Consider the following 15414-nt stretch of genomic DNA (forward strand, 5'->3'; position numbering starts at 1 on the left):
CGGCCGCTCCGGCCGGGGCATCGTGACGCTCGGGGGTTCGAACAGCCCTAATCTCCGGGCGTACCAGCCGGCAACAGCGCAGCGACCGGCCCAAGGGTCTCGTTGGGGCAGAAGGGGAACTGCGATCGTCGATGTGGCCACAACACCACACGAACGCCTTGTCCCGGCGCACGGAAAGCACCGGCGCACCTGGATCCCTCGACGCGAACGCCCCTAGTCGCCCACCATTGCCCGCAGCGCCGCGATGTGCCCGTCGAAGGCCCGTCGCCCCTGCGCGGTGAGTTTGACGGTGGTCGTCTGGCGCGCGTCCGCTCGCTGCGGCGAGGCCTGCTTGCTCGTGACGAGATAGCCACTTTCGGCGAGGTTCTTCACGGTCTTTGACAGGTTTGCCTCGCTCAGCTCGAGCGTCGCGGCAATCGCCGCGAAATCTGCTTCGGACAGCGGGCGCAGCATCGCGCACAGCCGCAGCCGAGTTGGCGCGTGGATCGCCTCGTCAAAGCGGGGTTCAGCCCGCACGGCGCACCTCCACAGCGTACGCCCGGTCATAGGCCACAACGATGAGCGCTGTGGCGGCTCCCGAGACCGCGGCCGTGGCGACCACCCAGCCGGTCAGACCGAACAGCGCAAGTCCCAGGCTGATCACGAAGGAGAAGAAGATAATCACGAAGAGCGCAACCAGCAACCAGAGCCCCCGAGGACCGGCCGGCCGACTAATGCCGAAGCCGCTGCGCTTCCGGAAGAGCAGCTCGACGCTGACGAAGACCCCCACGCTGAGCGCGACGGGCAGCCATGCCCAGAACAGCCCGGCCGCGGGAGCCCCAACGATCAGCGCCGCGCCTAGGCCCTGCGCAGGCGCAGCCCACCACGTTTCAGCCGTGACCCGTTCGCCAATGCGACCACGGTCAGCGCTGAGTGCGTCAAGCACGGATGCCGGGTCACGTGGATCCCCAAAATGACTTTCCATGTGGTTGAGTCAATCACTTAACCACTGGTTAAGCAATCACAATCGCGAGACGCGCCCTACTCGCCGGATGTACCAGCCGGCAGCAGCTCCGCGACCGAGCCAAGAATCTCGTCGGGGCGGAAAGGAAACTGCTCGATCGACTCCCGGTCGGCGATGCCAGTCATCACCAGGATCGTGTGCAAGCCCGCTTCCATTCCGGCGATGATGTCGGTGTCCATGCGGTCGCCGATCATGGCGGTGTTGTGCGAGTGCGCGCCGATCTGATTCAGCGCCGAGCGGAACATCATGGGGTTCGGCTTGCCCACGATGTAGGGCTCCTTGCCCGTGGCTTTCGTGATGAGCGCGTTGATCGCGCCGGTCGCGGGCAGCGGGCCCTCTGGGCTCGGGCCGGTCGCATCCGGGTTCGTTGAGATGAAGCGCGCGCCACCCGCGATCAAGCGAATCGCCTTCGTAATCGCTTCGAACGAGTAGTTGCGCGTCTCGCCCACCACGACAAAGTCGGGGTTCTTCTCGGTCATCACGAACCCGGCGCTGTGCAGGGCGGTCAGGATCCCGGCTTCGCCGAGCACGAATGCCGTTCCCCCGGGCTTCTGCTGCTTGAGGAAGGCGGCGGTCGCGAGAGCGCTCGTCCAGATCCGGTCCTCGGGCACCTCAAGGCCCGACTCTGCAAGCCTGGCGCTGAGGTCGCGAGCAGTGAAGATCGAGTTGTTGGTGAGCACGAGGTAAGGCTGCTCCGTGTCACGCCAGTGCTGGATCAGCTCGGCCGCCCCCGGAATGGCCTTATTCTCGCGTACCAGCACCCCGTCCATGTCGGTCAGCCAGCATTCGATCTTGCCTCGACGGTTTGCAGCCTGTGGGTCGCTCATGGCCCCAGCGTACCGTCGCGGAGTGAATGGCGGGTTGCGTGATCTCGCCGCCTCGGAAGTGGAGTAGTCTCGGCCAAAACGCATGATCATGGAGGTCTGTGTGACCCAGGGCACCACGCACCGTTTCGCAACGACGCTGTCGAAGGACGGCGTACTTCTAAGAAACGCGGTCGCTCACTGGGGCCCTGCCGAAGCGCCGGCGATCGTGTTCGGACACGGCTACGGCACCGACCAGTCGACCTGGCTCCCGATCGCCGAGACGTTCGCCGAGACCCACCAGGTACTCCTCTTCGACTATGTCGGGTCCGGCCGATCAGATCTCAGCGCCTACGACGAGCAACGCTACAACTCGCTCGATGGCTACGCCGATGACCTGATCGAAGTGATCGAGGCGGCAGGCCTGTCCGACGTCGTCTTTGTGGGCCACTCGGTCAGCGGCATGATCGGCGCGCTGGCGTCGATCCGGCGCCCCGATCTGTTCCGGCACCTGGTGATGGTCTGCCCCTCGCCGCGGTACGTCGACGATGACGATTACGTCGGTGGCTTCAGCCACGACGATGTGCTGGGCCTCATCACGGGAATCGAGATCAACCAGCCCAGCTGGGCCGCATCCTTGGCGCCTGCCGTGACAGCGCGCGCTGACCGACCCGACGTCACGGGCCGGGTCGAGCAGCTCTTCGCGAACACTCTGCAACGGGTAGCGATCCAGTTTGCGCGGGTGGTGTTCTTGAGCGACGTCCGCCACCGACTTGCAGAGGTTCCCACCCCCAGCAGGATCCTGCAGTCCAGCGGGGACATCATCTGCCCTCCGCATATCGGGGACTACCTCGCCGCCCGCCTGCCACAGAGCGAGCTCGTCCGGCTCGACAGCGCCGGTCATTTCGTCCACCTCACCGAACCGGATCTCATCTCGGCCGAAATTCGGGCCGTGTTGTGACGGAAGACGAGCTCTCCGAGCAGATCCGGCTCATCGAGCACAGTCCGGTCGCGCTGCTCGCCGTGACGCTGAACGGCGAGGTGCTCGCCCACAACGAACGGATGCGGATGTGGATGGGCGCCCCGGACAAAGAACACTCGCTCCGCGGGCGCAATCTCGTCGAGTGGCTCACCCCGGCATCACGCCTGCTCTACGAGTCTCAGGTCATGCCCCGACTCCTCGACAACGGACGCGTGCAGGACGTCATTCTCGAGGTCTGTAATGACCTCGGCGTTCGAATCCCCCTGCTTGCGAGCGCCAACCTGTCCACCGCCCCGGACGGATCGCAACTCATCTACGTTGCCGTCATCGATGCCTCCGCACGAATCTCGTTCGAGCGCGAACTGGTTGAGGCGCGGCGTGCGGCGGACGAGGCCCACGAACGACTCACGTTGCTGCAAGACGCCACAAGCCAACTTGCACTCGCACAGGGAATCGACGATCTGGGCGCGATTCTCGTTGAAATGGCCGGGCGCGCGAGCCTGACCGACTGGACCTCGGTGCGCATTGTGAGCCCCTCGAGTGACCTTCGTGAAAGCCGGTACGGTTCACTCGCTACGGATATCGCCGCTTCGCTCGTTTCGCAGGGCTCGGAGCCAGTCGCCTGCCGGGACGGGTCCGAGATGCGCTCTCGATTCCCCGAACTCGCTGATTCCCTGGCTTCGAGGGGGGTCGAAGCGCTCCTCATCGTCCCCATTTCTCGCCTGGGAGCCGACGATGTCACGACGCTTGGTGAAATCATCTGCGCGTATCGCCGGCCCACCCCGTTCAACGACGACGAGGTGGAAACGCTGCACGCGCTCGCAGCGCAGGCGGAGCGGGTCATCGAGCACCTGCACCTGCAGGATCAGATCCGGCACCAGGCGCTGCACGACGTCCTCACGGGGCTGCCCAACCGTCGCCTCTTGGCCGAGAACCTGGCGCAACAGCTCTCCGAGGCCGCGCGCACGGGTGAGCCCTGCTCCACCTTCTTCATCGACCTCGACGGGTTCAAAGCGATCAACGACGTGCTCGGGCACGCAGCTGGCGACGCGGCACTCCGCGTGATCGCCGGCCGACTTCGCGGCCTCTGCCGCGCCGAAGACATCGTGTCCCGCTTCGGCGGGGACGAATTCGTCGTCGCACTGAAGGGCGTGGACGAGGCGGCGGCGCGCGAGTTCGCCATGCGAGCTCAGCGGGCGATCCGTCAACCGCTCGGCGATACGGCGGCGGGCGCCCTTCTCTCCAGCAGCATCGGCGTCATGACCTGGCTGCCGCGCGCCGGTGAGCGCCCGCCGACCGCCGAGGAACTCATTGACGCGGCCGACAATGCCATGTATTCGGCAAAGCGACGCGGCAAGGACGCGGTGACGCTGCACCACTGGACGGGGCCGAGTACGGACTAATCGCTACCGTGCGGCGGCAGTGCGCGTATCGAATCTCCACGCGGGGTGCAGCGAGATCCGCGAGAACAGCCAGACTTCGTCCAGGCGGACGAGTTCGAGCTCGTAGTGACCGCCGGTGGTCCAGAAGTCGGTCCCCGCGGCATCGCGCACATGGGTCGCAAGCAGCGTGGAGCGCGCGGTAGCGCGATCGCCTTGGACGGTGATCTCGTGATTCGCGCTCACGTGCTGCGTGGCGACGTAGCGTTCGAGCCCCGCACGCACGTGAGCGGCGAGCCCCGCTCGGCCCGCGTGCCCACCCCAGGGCGTGACGAGCTCGCCATCGGCGGCGAAGGTGCGTGCGTACCCTTCGAAGTCCCGTTCGTCGACGCATCGGGCAAACTCAATGATGCGCCCGCTGATCGCCCGCTCGTCCATCAGCGTCTGCCAGCCGTCTGCCGAAAACTCCATGACATGCTCCTCGCCGGTGTCGCCAGTGACACTCGCTCCCGACAGTACCGAGCGCTTGCTCGCGTAGGCAAGCGCAGCGTCGCCCCGCGAACCGGTACCGTCAAATCATGAGCATGACAGATATCGCCCCGCTCGTTGTCGCCGACGTCCACGCCTGGCGCGCCTGGCTCGACGAGCAGGAGGGCGTCTCGGACGGCGTCTGGCTCATGCTCGCCAAGAAAGGCACCACGTCCCCGACCTCGCTGAGCTACGCACAGGCACTCGACGAGGCGCTCTGCAGCGGGTGGATCGACGGGCAGATCAAGTCCATCGACGAGTCAATCTTCATGCGCCGCTTCACCCCTCGCCGGAAGTACAGCCTCTGGTCCGCCCGCAACATCGAGCACATCCAGCGACTTTCGGACGAGGGCAGGATCCGCCCCAGCGGAATCGCCGAGATCGAGCGGGCGCAGGGTGATGGGCGGTGGGACGCCGCGTACGCCGGCTCGGCCACCATGGAGGTGCCAGGCGACCTGACGCTCGCGCTCGCCCAGGACGACGCCGCCCGACGAACGTTCGAGTCGTTGAACTCCCAGAACCGGTATTCGATTTTGCATCGAGTGACGACGGCGCGCACCCCCGAGACCCGCGCGAGGCGCCTGGCACGTGCGCTCGAGCAACTCGCCCGCGGAGAGACCCCCTATCCGCAGTAGGCGGGATCCTGCCCAGCCCCTGAGGTCGGCGAAATCGGGCACACGGAATGCCCACGTCCGCAGCACGTAGAATTGGCCCAATGACCGAGAACCCGACCGACCTTGCAGATTTCGGCGACGGGATCGATCCCACTGAACTCGAGATCACGCTGCGCGTGCTCGGGGCGGTGCACCGGCTTCCCGAGACGCACCCGGACTTTGTTTCCGTGCGTCGCGCGACCGCCTCGATGTTCAAGGCCGTGAAGAAGTCGCGGCGAGCGGAGATCCGCGATGCCGTCGCCACCGCCGACCGCGCCGTGATCGCCGCCACCGCGACCGGCGCTCCCGACCGCATCGACGACGAGACGCGGGGCCTCGACCTGGCGTCCTCGACCGACGCCCCGATCGCGGGCGAGCTCATCAAGCCGCGCAACTGCTACATCTGCAAACAGCCGTACACGATGGTCGACGCGTTCTACCACCAGCTGTGCCCCGAGTGTGCACGGTTCAGCCATGCGAAGCGGAACGCCCGCGCTGACCTCACGGGCAAGCGCGCACTGCTCACCGGCGGCCGCGCCAAGATCGGCATGCACATCGCGCTGCGCCTGCTGCGCGACGGCGCCCACACGACGATTACGACACGCTTCCCGCGCGACGCCGCGCGCCGCTTCGCCTCGTTGCCCGACTCGGGCGACTGGCTACACCGCCTCCGGATCGTCGGCATTGACCTGCGCGACCCGGCCCAGGTCATCGGGCTCGCCGACTCGGTCGCAGCCCAGGGTCCGCTCGACATCCTCATCAACAACGCGGCGCAGACGGTCCGGCGCTCGCCGGGGTCGTACTCGCTGCTCGCCGACGCCGAGCTGCAGCCGCTGCCGGACGGCCCGCTGCCCGAGATCGAGACCTTTGGCCACACGAATGACCCGCACCCGCAGGCACTCCAGGCCTCGGTCGAGCAACACCCACTGCTTTCCGTCGCCGCGCTCGCCGGCACCGTCGCCGAGGGCTACGGCCCGAACCTCACCGCCGACGATCTCTCGCAGATCGCGATGACCCCGGGTTCGTCGTCGCTCGCGAAGCACGCCGACGGCACCGCGATCGACGCGGGCGGGCTCGTGCCCGACGTGAACCACGTCAACAGCTGGGTGCAGAACGTACAGGATGTGGACCCGCTCGAGATGCTCGAGGTGCAGCTCTGCAACACGACGGCGCCGTTCCTGCTGATCAGCCGCCTGCGCGCTTCGATGGTCGCGGCCGAGGCCGATCGAACCTACATCGTCAACGTCTCGGCGATGGAAGGGCAGTTCGCACGGCGCTATAAGGGCCCGGGGCACCCCCACACCAACATGGCGAAGGCGGCGCTGAATATGCTCACGCGCACGAGCGCGGGCGAGATGTTCGAGACCGACGGGATCCTGATGACCGCGGTCGACACCGGCTGGATCACGGACGAGCGCCCGCACTTCACCAAGGTGCGCCTGGCCGAGGAGGGCTTCCACGCCCCGCTCGACCTGGTCGACGGCGCGGCCCGCGTGTACGACCCGATCGTGCGCGGCGAGGCCGGCGAAGACCTGTACGGCTGCTTCCTGAAGGACTACAAGCCGAGCCAGTGGTAGCTGGCGCGGACGCAACCATGCATCCCGATGTGGCCAGCGCCTGTGCCGCGCTCGGGCATGATCCCTCGCGCCTCTCGCCAGAGCCCGACAACCGGGCGTACGGCGGCGCGATCGCGCGCACGCCCGAGTCCGCGGTGCGCTTTCGCGTGGGCAAGGTCACTCCCACCAAGGTCGGGCACTTCGTGACGGTGTGGCGCCGGGCCGCCGATGGCTCCACCGAGCCCTTCCCCGCCGAGGACGCGGTGGAAACGCTGGTCGTCACCGTTCGAGACGGCTCGAATTTCGGCGCCTTCGTCTTCCCCGCGAGTGCGCTGATCGAGCACGGCATCGCCTCCGCGGGCGGGATCGGCGGCAAGCGCGGCTTCCGCGTCTACCCGCCCTGGGCCGCGGCCGCGAACCCACAAGCGAGGCGCACGCAGCAGTGGCAGATCGGCTTCTTTGTCGCGCTGGATAGGCTGAAGCCATGACCGTTCTCGCCGCCGTCCTCCTGCTCGTCAACGCCGCGTACAACGCGCTTGTGTGGCCGCAGTTCTTCAAGCGCATCAAAGCGGACGAGCGCGCGTTCGACGCTCACGGCAAGCCCACGAAGTTCTTCACCGTGCACGCGTGGCTGATCGGTATCGCGCTCGTCATTGGGCTGGCCTCGGCTATCGCGGGTATCTGGCTGCTCGTCGCCGGCTAGCGCCTCCCGCGCTACCCCGAGCTCGCGTGCCCGAGCCTCCCCCAGTTCCCTGCGCGTTCGTAGTTCCCGGAGCGAATAACTCGGGTTTCCGGCTCCGGGAACTCAGAACGCTCCGGCAAGTGAGCGAATCAAACCGCTTGGCCGTCGCGCGCCCGAGCTACCGCCGTTCCGCGCGTCGCGGCAGCACGACCGCCGACGCGATGAGGAAGCAGAGTGCGCCGATGAACGTGCCGGCGCCAGCGAGCGTCGGGTCGAGATCCTGCCCGCCGGGCAGTAGGAACGCGCCGATGGCGGAGAACCCGAAGGCGATGCACCCCAGCAGGTTGATCTGCGCCGACCACCAGTCGGCGTCGCGGAAGTCGAAGCGGCGTTCTCGGCCGCGGGAGTCCGCGATCACGAGCAGCACCCCACTCAGCAGGAAGGCGGCCGAGCCGCCCGCGTCGGGCGACCAAACGTAGTGCAGCTCGGCGGGGAGGTTGTGCGCGACGAGGGCCGCGGTCGTGCTCACGTTGAACGCAATAGTGCCCAGCGACTGCGCGAGCGCGGCCATCCATTCAGGGCGCACGCGCCTCGCGGTGGAATCAGGGATCCGTGCCGTTGCGGGTGTGCTCCGCGCGAGCTGGATCAGCCCGGCCGCCGTGAAGAACCAGGCGCCGATGAAGCACAGCCAGTTGGTGGCCAGGGTTCCGGCCACCGCGTGAAACCCCGGGGCGGTGCCGACGGCGAAGAGCGCCGAACCGATCATGAAACCCCAGCACTGCTGCGCCAGGCTCGGCGTGAACCTGCGTCGCTGGCCGGGCTCGCCCGTGCGCGCCTGACCGGACGGGGGCGTTGAATTGCTCATGGGACCTCCTTCCGGTCGCCTGCGTCCATCATGGCAAGATTTCGCGGCGAGGCGCGTACCCGGGTCCGATCAGGGCAGGATCACCACTCCCGTATCAACCGGGCCCCGCATCCCGCAACCCGCGAAACCCGCACCCGCGGTGGATACACTGACCGTCCGCGACAGAAAGCAGGCCGCAATGGAGCTCAGCTCGGTCATCCAGATCACCTTCAACTCGCGTGGACTCGCGAATCTCCCCACTGAGGGCGGCGGCCGAGTGGCGCCGGTACTCTTTCGCTCCGATGCGCTCGCCTCGCTCACCCCGGCAGGGATCCAAGCCCTTGCTGACCTCGGCATCGGCACCGTGATCGACCTGCGTACCGACGCGGAGCGGGCACGCGCCGCCGACGTGTTGCCCGAGGACGGCAGTGTGGTGTTCGTCCCGCTGCCGGTCCTGGGCGGTGCGATGGACGAGATGGTGCAGCACCTGTTGCCCGCGAGCGGGGCAACGGCGAGCCCGACGCCCGAGCAGCTCGCGGCAGCGGTGGAGCAAGTACCGACGCTCCCCGAGCTGTACACCTCGATCCTCGAAAACAGTGCCGCGCAGTTTGTGGCGCTCGCGCGGGCAGTCATCGCAGCGGCGCCGACCGAGCGGCCGGGGGTCCTGTTCCACTGCACCGCGGGGAAGGATCGCACGGGCCTCGCTGCGGCTCTCCTGCTCTCCGTCGCCGGCGTCGCGCGCGACCGGATCGTGGCCGACTACACCAAGACTGAGGCGAACCTGGCAGGGCCATTCGCGCAACAGCTGAAGGGCCTCATCACCAGCATAGGGATGCCGCTGACCCCGCGTCTCGAGACGCTCGCGACGAAGTCGCCCGCAGAGGCGATTGAGGCTGCCCTCGATTGGGTCGCCGCCGAGCACGGGGATGCCCACGGGTACCTGGCGTCCGGTGGACTGTCTGGCGCGGAGACGGATGAGCTGCGGCGCGCCCTCGTGAGCCAGGGGTAGCCGACGGCCAGCGTACTTGCGTAACGCATCGACATTCATCTCCACAAGAACATGCCGATGCGAGAACTCCCGAGGATACCTCCGCGCCCACTTATGACTCCGCATCGCTCGCCTGAACTGCACCGGTGAACAACTTCGAGCTCACGATCTCGGTGGTGATGGGAACAGTCGGCTCGGCTTTGTAGCAGGCGCTTGTTGGGTGGTCGGGCCGCTGGTCGACGTGCCGGACTTGGTCGGGATCCTCACTGCCTCCCTCTGGACTGCCCGTCGGTGGTTCGACCTCAACCCAAACAGAAGAGCCTGAGCGGCATGTCAGTTCCGGATCCCCCCGCCGTGATGTTGGTATGCGTGCACAACGCAGGACGGTTTCAAACGGCGGCGGGCTGCCATCGTCATCTTGCGGGCGACAGGATCGAGGTTCGGTCAGCCGGCTCGATCCCGCGGACCAGATCAATCCGATTGCCGCTGCGCGGGAGCTGCCAAGCACCTAGTCTCGCGCACCCCGGCCTCGATCTCCCGGGTCCTAGGATCCCGCGAACACCCGACCCCACAACAACCGCACCTGTCTGGTCGACCGGACAGGTTCTGATTGCATGGATTCATCGCGTCAACTTAGTTGACTACGCTTCTTGTCGAGCCGCACATCAACGGAGATCATTCGGATCGGTCCACGTTCATCGACCACCGGGCTTCGCGCGGCCATCGCAATTCAACGTGGAATTCGAAAGACGAAAGGAAGACTTGTGAAGAGAGCAACACAGCTGAAATCGCTCGCAGCACTCGCGACGACCGCGACTTTGCTGACCGGATGCGCGGTAGGGGGCGGGGAGGCAAGCGATGCGGACCCGACCGACACCCTTCGCGTCACGCTTGATATCCCCACCACACTTGACCCCACCCAGATCATCGCGTTGCCCGACTCAATCCTCAGCCGCATGAGCTTCGACACCCTGGTGCGCAAGGACGACAGCGGCCTCGTCCCCGGCCTCGCCGACTCCTGGGAGTCCACGCCACTCGGGGCCGATCTCGTAATCCGCGAGGGCGGCACCTGCTCGGACGGCACTCCCATCACCGCGAGCCTGGTCAAGGACTCGCTCGAGTTCTTCGCGAACTCCGGCAGCGTCATGGTCGACACCACTTTCGGCGCCGAGCCGGCAGTGATCACCGCGGACGATGCGACCCGAACGGTCAAGATTCAGCTCGGCGCCGAGTGGCCGTTCCTCATGGACGCACTGAGCGTTGCAAGCTCCGGCATCATCTGCCCGGCCGGGCTCGCTGACCCGGAGGCCCTCGCCATCGGTTCGGTCGAGGGCGCGGAATCAGGCCCCTACGTCCTCTCCGCCGTCGAGCCCGGCGTGAAGTACACCTACGAAATGCGTGACGACTACGAGATGTGGCCCGAGTGGACCACCGACCTGCCGGGCAAGCCTGCACAGACCATGGTCTACAGCATGGCGCCCGACCCGTCAGCGGCGGCAAACATGGTCAAGGATGGTCAGCTCGACATCGCCAAGATCATGCCAGAGACCATGGCGCGCTTCGATGGCGACTCCGAGAACACCATCTCGACGTTCCTCTTCAGCGACAACTACGTGCTCTTCAACGAACGTCCCAGCAGCGCCTTCACTGATCCTGCGCTGCGCAAGGCCGTCGCGCAGGTGCTCGATCAAGCTGCCCTGGAGAAGGTCGTCATGGGCGGGAACGGCGAGCTGTCCACGACGTTTATGTCCTCGGCAACCCAGTGCTACACGGGTGACGACTCCGCCAAGATCGCCTATGACCCCCAAGCCGGGGCGAAGGTGCTGGATGGCGTGAAGATCCGCTTCGTCGGCACGAACATCTTCGGCGTAAATGGTTCGGGCAACACCTACGTGCAGGAGGCACTGCGCGCCGCGGGCGCGGACGTCACGATGGACAACGTCGACCTCGGCACCTGGATTTCGCGCCTCTACGACGAGCCCGACTCCTGGGATATGACGGTCTACCTGGACCTGAACTACATCGGCTCGCTCGCGAGCGCGCTCGGCCAGATGCAGGGCGAGACCCCCGAGAACGGCGGCAGCAACATGGGCGGGACAAACAACCCGGAGGCCGCCCAGCTGTTCGCGGACGCCCAACTCGTTGCGGACGATGCGGCACGCTGCGACGCGCTGAACGCGGCCGGCACCTCGCTCATCAAGAACGCCGATGCGATTCCGGTCATGGTCGACAAGTACATCTACGCGCAGCGTCCGGGATTTGAGTCCTTCATGCTGGGCGGTTCCATCGACGACCACATCTTCCGGATCGTCAAATAGCTCGCAGGTGATTGAGGGGTGCCGGAGACTCGGCATCCCTCAGTCACCGTTGCGGACCAGTATCCCTAACCCCAATGCGTCGAAGTTGACGCAGGAGCCGGACATGCAACTTACAGAGTCTCTGACCACACTGACGAGCCGTGCTAGGCCCCCGTGGCTGCAATCCGGCTGGATCGCCTTCGGCATCCGCCGAGCCGGAGGGCTGCTCTTCTCGCTCGCGCTCCTCGTCGTCATCACCTTCCTGATCGTCCCGTTGCTGCCCGGCGACCCCGCGGTTGCGATCCTCGGCACGAAGGCCACTCCTGAGGCGGTCGAAGCGCTGCGCGACAAGATGGGGCTGAACGACCCCCTCCCCGTGCAGTTCCTGCACTACCTCGGAAACATCTTCCAGGGGGAGCTCGGCACCTCGTTCCGCTACGGCATCCCGGTCAACGACATCATCGCGACGAAGCTGCCGTACACCGCAGCACTCGCGTTCGGCTCCATCATTGCCGTACTCGTTGTCGCCATTCCGCTCGGGATGGCGGTCGGTGTCGCGACTGGCGGCGGCAAACGCGCCCAGTTAGCAACCTCGTTCGGCACCGTTGCGGGCTTCCTCGCCTCGTTCCCCGCGTATGTCGCGGGCACCCTATTGGTCATGATTTTCGCGATCTGGCTGAGGGTACTCCCGGCCGGTGGCGTCTCGGAGCCGGGCGCCCTCGTGCTTCCCATCGCGGCACTCGCCTTCGGGCCGACCTTTGCGATGGCGCGCATCGTGCGGCAGGAGACCTACACGGTCCTGCAGCAAGATTTCATGCGCACTGCTCGCGGGCACCGCTTGAAGGCAATCCGCCTCTATATCGTGCACGCGCTTCCCAATCTCATGTCGAGCACGCTGACGCTCACCGGGCTGATCCTGGCCGGCCTCATCGGCGGCACCATCATCATTGAGAGTGTCTTCAGCTATCCCGGGCTCGGCCTCGAGGTCGTGCAATCGATCATCTACAAGGACTTCCCCAACATCCAGGGAATCATCCTCGTGATCGGCTTCATCGCGATCGTGATCAACCTCCTGGTCGACATCATCCTGGGTCTCATCGACCCGCGCACACTTGAGGGGCCCGACAATGGCTGAGTCAAAGAAGCTGCCGCCCACACTCATTGTGGGCAGTGTCATGATGGGGCTGCTCGTACTGGTCGCGATCTTCGCCCCGATCTTCATGAACGAGGCAGCCTCGACACTGGGTTCCGGGTCGCGACAGGGCCCCAGCCCGGAGCACCTCCTCGGCACCGACGAACTCGGCCGCGATATCCTCGCGCGCACGCTCGTTGCAACGCGGCTCACGCTCATCATGACCACCTCCGCCACCGCGGTTGCGGTCGTCTTCGGCGTGCTCATCGGAGGCACCGTGTGGCTCGCGCCCCGCTGGCTGCGCAACATCATCCTCAGGACCATCGATTCGACGGTGGCGTTTCCCTCGCTCGTGCTGGCGCTCGTCATTGCCGCAATCATGGGCCCGGGAAGCTTCTCGGCGGTCGTCGCCATCGGCGTCGCTGGAATTCCGAGCTTTGCGCGCCTGACCTCGAACATGATGGGCGGCATCGTCAACCGGGACTTCATTGTCACTGCGCGCCTGCTCGGCGTCCCGGGCCACGCGATCTTCAGCCGGCACCTGCTCCCGAACGTTGCCGGCCCGCTGCTCGTGCTGTCCACGTCAAGCTTCTCGCTCGCCCTCCTCGAGATCTCAAGCCTCTCGTTCGTGGGCCTCGGCGTGCAGAACCCCGAGTACGACTTCGGCCGGCTGCTCAACGACGGGCTCACCGCCATCTACACGCAGCCGTGGCAGGCCATCGCGCCGTCCATCATGCTCGTCTACTCGGGCATCGCCGCCATGCTCATCGGCGACGGGCTCGCGCAGCGACTCGATCCGGGGCTTCGTCGGGCATTGAAGCCCCAGAACCCCCGCGTCAAGAGCGCGCAGGTTGACCCATCGCAGTCGAAGGCGCTCGTGGTCGTGCAGGATCTGCACGTGTTCGCGCCGGACGGTAGCGAACTCGTGAAGGGCCTGAACTTCGAGATTGCGCACGGCCAGGTCCTCGGGCTCGTGGGCGAATCTGGCTCGGGAAAGTCCATGACCGCCATGGCGCTCGCGGGCCTCTCGGCCGAGGGCATCCAGGTGCAGGCACAGACCATGCGCCTCGACGATATGGACCTGCTCGGCACGGTCGAACCGAAGAAGTTGGCGACCGAGATTGGTCTCGTGTTCCAGGATCCCGGCACCACCTTCAACCCGGCGTTACGGATGGGTACACAGCTCACCGAGGTGGCCCGCGTGCACCTCGGGCTGGGGCGGCGCGAGGCCACGAAAACTCTGGTCGACCAGCTGGATCGGATCCACATCCACGACCCGGAGAAGCGGATGAAGCAGTACCCGTTCGAGCTTTCGGGTGGCATGCTGCAGCGCTCGACCATTGCATCGTCGTTGGTCACCGAGCCGAAGCTGATCATCGCGGACGAGCCTACGACGGCGCTCGACGTGACCGTGCAGGCCGAGGTGCTTCGCCAGTTTCGCGCCATCAATCAGGCAAATCAGACCGCGATGCTTTTCATCTCGCACGACATCGGAGTGGTGCAGGAGCTGTGCGACGTGGTACTCGTCATGAAGCAGGGCGAGATCATCGAACGATTGACCGGGGATCAGCTGCGGCGCCACGAAGCGTCGCACCCGTACACCCGCAAGCTGCTGGCGGCGACGCCGTCGCTCGACGACCCCTCCCCCATTCGCGTCGTCCGCGAAGGCGACAAAACAACAGCGCACGCCACGGAAGGAGTCGCGCAGTGAGCACTGCAATCAGCACGGCAGACCATAGGGCCACGGGTTCTGAGAGCGGAAACCGCCTCTCGGTGCAGCACCTCGATGTCACCTTGGGCAGCGGAACCCACGCGATCCAGATCCTCGACAACATCAGCTTCGAGGTCCCCGCGGGGACGACGGTCGGCCTGGTGGGCGAATCGGGATCTGGCAAGTCCACGATCGCGAAGACTATCGTGGGCATCAACAAGGTGAGCGCGGGCGAGATTCTCTTCAACGGCAGGGACATCTCCCATGCCGGCCGGGCCGAACGCGGGGAGCTGCGGCGTCAGATTCAGATGATTCCGCAGGATCCCTACTCGTCGCTCGACCCCCGGCGCACTGTTCAGCAGACACTCGCCGAGGCGCTCGACCCCCAGCGCGCACGGGTGACGCCCCACAGGGCGCGGATCCTCGAGCTGCTCGACATGGTGTCGCTCGGCGCGGCCTCCGCCGAGCGGTACCCGCACGAGTTCTCCGGCGGGCAACGCCAGCGGATCGCGATCGCCCGGGCGCTCGCGGTGCGGCCGCAACTCATCGTTGCCGACGAGATTACTTCCGCGCTCGACCTCTCGACCCAGGCCGAGGTACTCGAGCTCTTTGAAGGCCTTCGACGAGAGCTCGGGCTCACGGTGCTGTTTGTCTCGCACAACCTCGCGGTGGTGAAGCAGGTGAGTGACCACGTCCTCGTGCTGCTCCACGGCAAAATCGTGGAGCAAGGCGAGGCCAATGACGTCTTTACCCACCCGCGACACCCGTACACGACGAAGCTTCTCGATTCGGTTCCGGGACGGCCCGGGTTCTCGATCGACTAGGACGTTTCGACCAAGAAGAACGGGCCTGCACT

At 66.1% G+C, this 15414-nt stretch carries 16 protein-coding genes and 1 pseudogene; 12 read left to right on the forward strand and 5 right to left on the reverse strand.

Going from position 1 to position 15414, the window contains the following annotated elements; all coding sequences use genetic code 11:
* Nucleotides 1-213 precede the first annotated feature (213 nt).
* Genes KOE53_RS05810 through KOE53_RS05820 form a run of 3 tightly spaced genes read right to left on the reverse strand, consistent with a single transcriptional unit; the run spans nucleotide 214 to nucleotide 1830 of the window.
* The gene (locus KOE53_RS05810; RefSeq protein WP_188057762.1) at nucleotides 214-516 is read right to left on the reverse strand and encodes a transcriptional regulator; all 303 of its coding nucleotides are present in this window, start codon (nucleotides 514-516) and stop codon (nucleotides 214-216) included.
* Entirely contained in the window at nucleotides 506-964 is a 459-nt protein-coding gene (locus KOE53_RS05815; RefSeq protein ID WP_188057763.1) for a hypothetical protein, read from the reverse strand. Before KOE53_RS05815 ends, KOE53_RS05810 begins: the two co-directional genes overlap by 11 nt.
* 56 nt (nucleotides 965-1020) lie before the next feature.
* The gene (locus tag KOE53_RS05820; RefSeq protein WP_188057764.1) at nucleotides 1021-1830 is read right to left on the reverse strand and encodes an HAD-IIA family hydrolase; all 810 of its coding nucleotides are present in this window, start codon (nucleotides 1828-1830) and stop codon (nucleotides 1021-1023) included.
* A 100-nt stretch (nucleotides 1831-1930) separates the two neighbouring features.
* Here KOE53_RS05820 and KOE53_RS05825 point away from each other — a divergent pair, with 100 nt between their 5' ends.
* Nucleotides 1931-2767, forward strand: a complete 837-nt coding sequence (locus KOE53_RS05825; protein WP_215401675.1) for an alpha/beta fold hydrolase — start codon at nucleotides 1931-1933, stop codon at nucleotides 2765-2767.
* Nucleotides 2764-4191 carry a diguanylate cyclase gene (locus tag KOE53_RS13810; RefSeq protein WP_188057765.1) on the forward strand — a complete coding sequence of 476 codons (1428 nt, stop codon included), beginning with the start codon at nucleotides 2764-2766 and terminating at the stop codon, nucleotides 4189-4191. The genes KOE53_RS05825 and KOE53_RS13810 overlap by 4 nt, the downstream gene beginning before the upstream one ends.
* A 3-nt stretch (nucleotides 4192-4194) precedes the next feature.
* On the opposite strand, the gene KOE53_RS05835 is transcribed toward KOE53_RS13810, so the two are convergent.
* Nucleotides 4195-4638 (reverse strand): nuclear transport factor 2 family protein, encoded by a 444-nt coding sequence (locus KOE53_RS05835; RefSeq protein WP_188057766.1) that lies wholly within the window; start codon nucleotides 4636-4638, stop codon nucleotides 4195-4197.
* A 107-nt stretch (nucleotides 4639-4745) separates the two neighbouring features.
* Between KOE53_RS05835 and KOE53_RS05840 the strand changes: the two genes are divergently transcribed.
* The 4 genes from KOE53_RS05840 to KOE53_RS05855 all read left to right on the forward strand — a co-directional run bounded on the left by KOE53_RS05840 (nucleotide 4746) and on the right by KOE53_RS05855 (nucleotide 7607).
* Nucleotides 4746-5330 (forward strand): YdeI/OmpD-associated family protein, encoded by a 585-nt coding sequence (locus KOE53_RS05840; RefSeq protein WP_251364182.1) that lies wholly within the window; start codon nucleotides 4746-4748, stop codon nucleotides 5328-5330.
* A gap of 80 nt (nucleotides 5331-5410) precedes the next feature.
* Nucleotides 5411-6925: an SDR family NAD(P)-dependent oxidoreductase gene (locus tag KOE53_RS05845; protein ID WP_188045925.1), complete on the forward strand. Its 1515-nt coding sequence runs from the start codon at nucleotides 5411-5413 to the stop codon at nucleotides 6923-6925.
* 17 nt (nucleotides 6926-6942) lie between these two features.
* Entirely contained in the window at nucleotides 6943-7392 is a 450-nt protein-coding gene (locus KOE53_RS05850; RefSeq protein ID WP_188057767.1) for a MepB family protein, read from the forward strand.
* Entirely contained in the window at nucleotides 7389-7607 is a 219-nt protein-coding gene (locus tag KOE53_RS05855; RefSeq protein WP_188045927.1) for an SCO4848 family membrane protein, read from the forward strand. The genes KOE53_RS05850 and KOE53_RS05855 overlap by 4 nt, the downstream gene beginning before the upstream one ends.
* 157 nt (nucleotides 7608-7764) lie before the next feature.
* On the opposite strand, the gene KOE53_RS05860 is transcribed toward KOE53_RS05855, so the two are convergent.
* Nucleotides 7765-8451: a hypothetical protein gene (locus KOE53_RS05860; RefSeq protein ID WP_215401676.1), complete on the reverse strand. Its 687-nt coding sequence runs from the start codon at nucleotides 8449-8451 to the stop codon at nucleotides 7765-7767.
* Between the two features lie 178 nt (nucleotides 8452-8629).
* Between KOE53_RS05860 and KOE53_RS05865 the strand changes: the two genes are divergently transcribed.
* The 6 genes and pseudogenes from KOE53_RS05865 (at nucleotide 8630) to KOE53_RS05885 (ending at nucleotide 15382) form a co-directional block, all read left to right on the forward strand.
* A complete protein-coding gene (locus KOE53_RS05865) occupies nucleotides 8630-9439 on the forward strand; it encodes a tyrosine-protein phosphatase (protein WP_188057768.1) in 810 nt (269 codons plus the stop codon).
* Between the two features lie 309 nt (nucleotides 9440-9748).
* A pseudogene (locus KOE53_RS13525) lies at nucleotides 9749-9903 on the forward strand (heat-shock protein HtpX); the annotation flags it as partial.
* A gap of 279 nt (nucleotides 9904-10182) precedes the next feature.
* The gene (locus KOE53_RS05870) at nucleotides 10183-11736 is read left to right on the forward strand and encodes an ABC transporter substrate-binding protein (protein ID WP_188057769.1); all 1554 of its coding nucleotides are present in this window, start codon (nucleotides 10183-10185) and stop codon (nucleotides 11734-11736) included.
* A 103-nt stretch (nucleotides 11737-11839) separates the two neighbouring features.
* The gene (locus KOE53_RS05875) at nucleotides 11840-12850 is read left to right on the forward strand and encodes an ABC transporter permease (protein ID WP_188057770.1); all 1011 of its coding nucleotides are present in this window, start codon (nucleotides 11840-11842) and stop codon (nucleotides 12848-12850) included.
* The gene (locus KOE53_RS05880; RefSeq protein ID WP_188057771.1) at nucleotides 12843-14558 is read left to right on the forward strand and encodes a dipeptide/oligopeptide/nickel ABC transporter permease/ATP-binding protein; all 1716 of its coding nucleotides are present in this window, start codon (nucleotides 12843-12845) and stop codon (nucleotides 14556-14558) included. The genes KOE53_RS05875 and KOE53_RS05880 overlap by 8 nt, the downstream gene beginning before the upstream one ends.
* Nucleotides 14555-15382, forward strand: coding sequence for an ABC transporter ATP-binding protein (locus KOE53_RS05885; RefSeq protein ID WP_353055592.1), 828 nt, complete (start codon nucleotides 14555-14557; stop codon nucleotides 15380-15382). Before KOE53_RS05880 ends, KOE53_RS05885 begins: the two co-directional genes overlap by 4 nt.
* Nucleotides 15383-15414: the final 32 nt, after the last annotated feature.

It is taken from the genome of Leucobacter sp. CX87, assembly GCF_018682295.1.
Taxonomy (GTDB): domain Bacteria; phylum Actinomycetota; class Actinomycetes; order Actinomycetales; family Microbacteriaceae; genus Cx-87.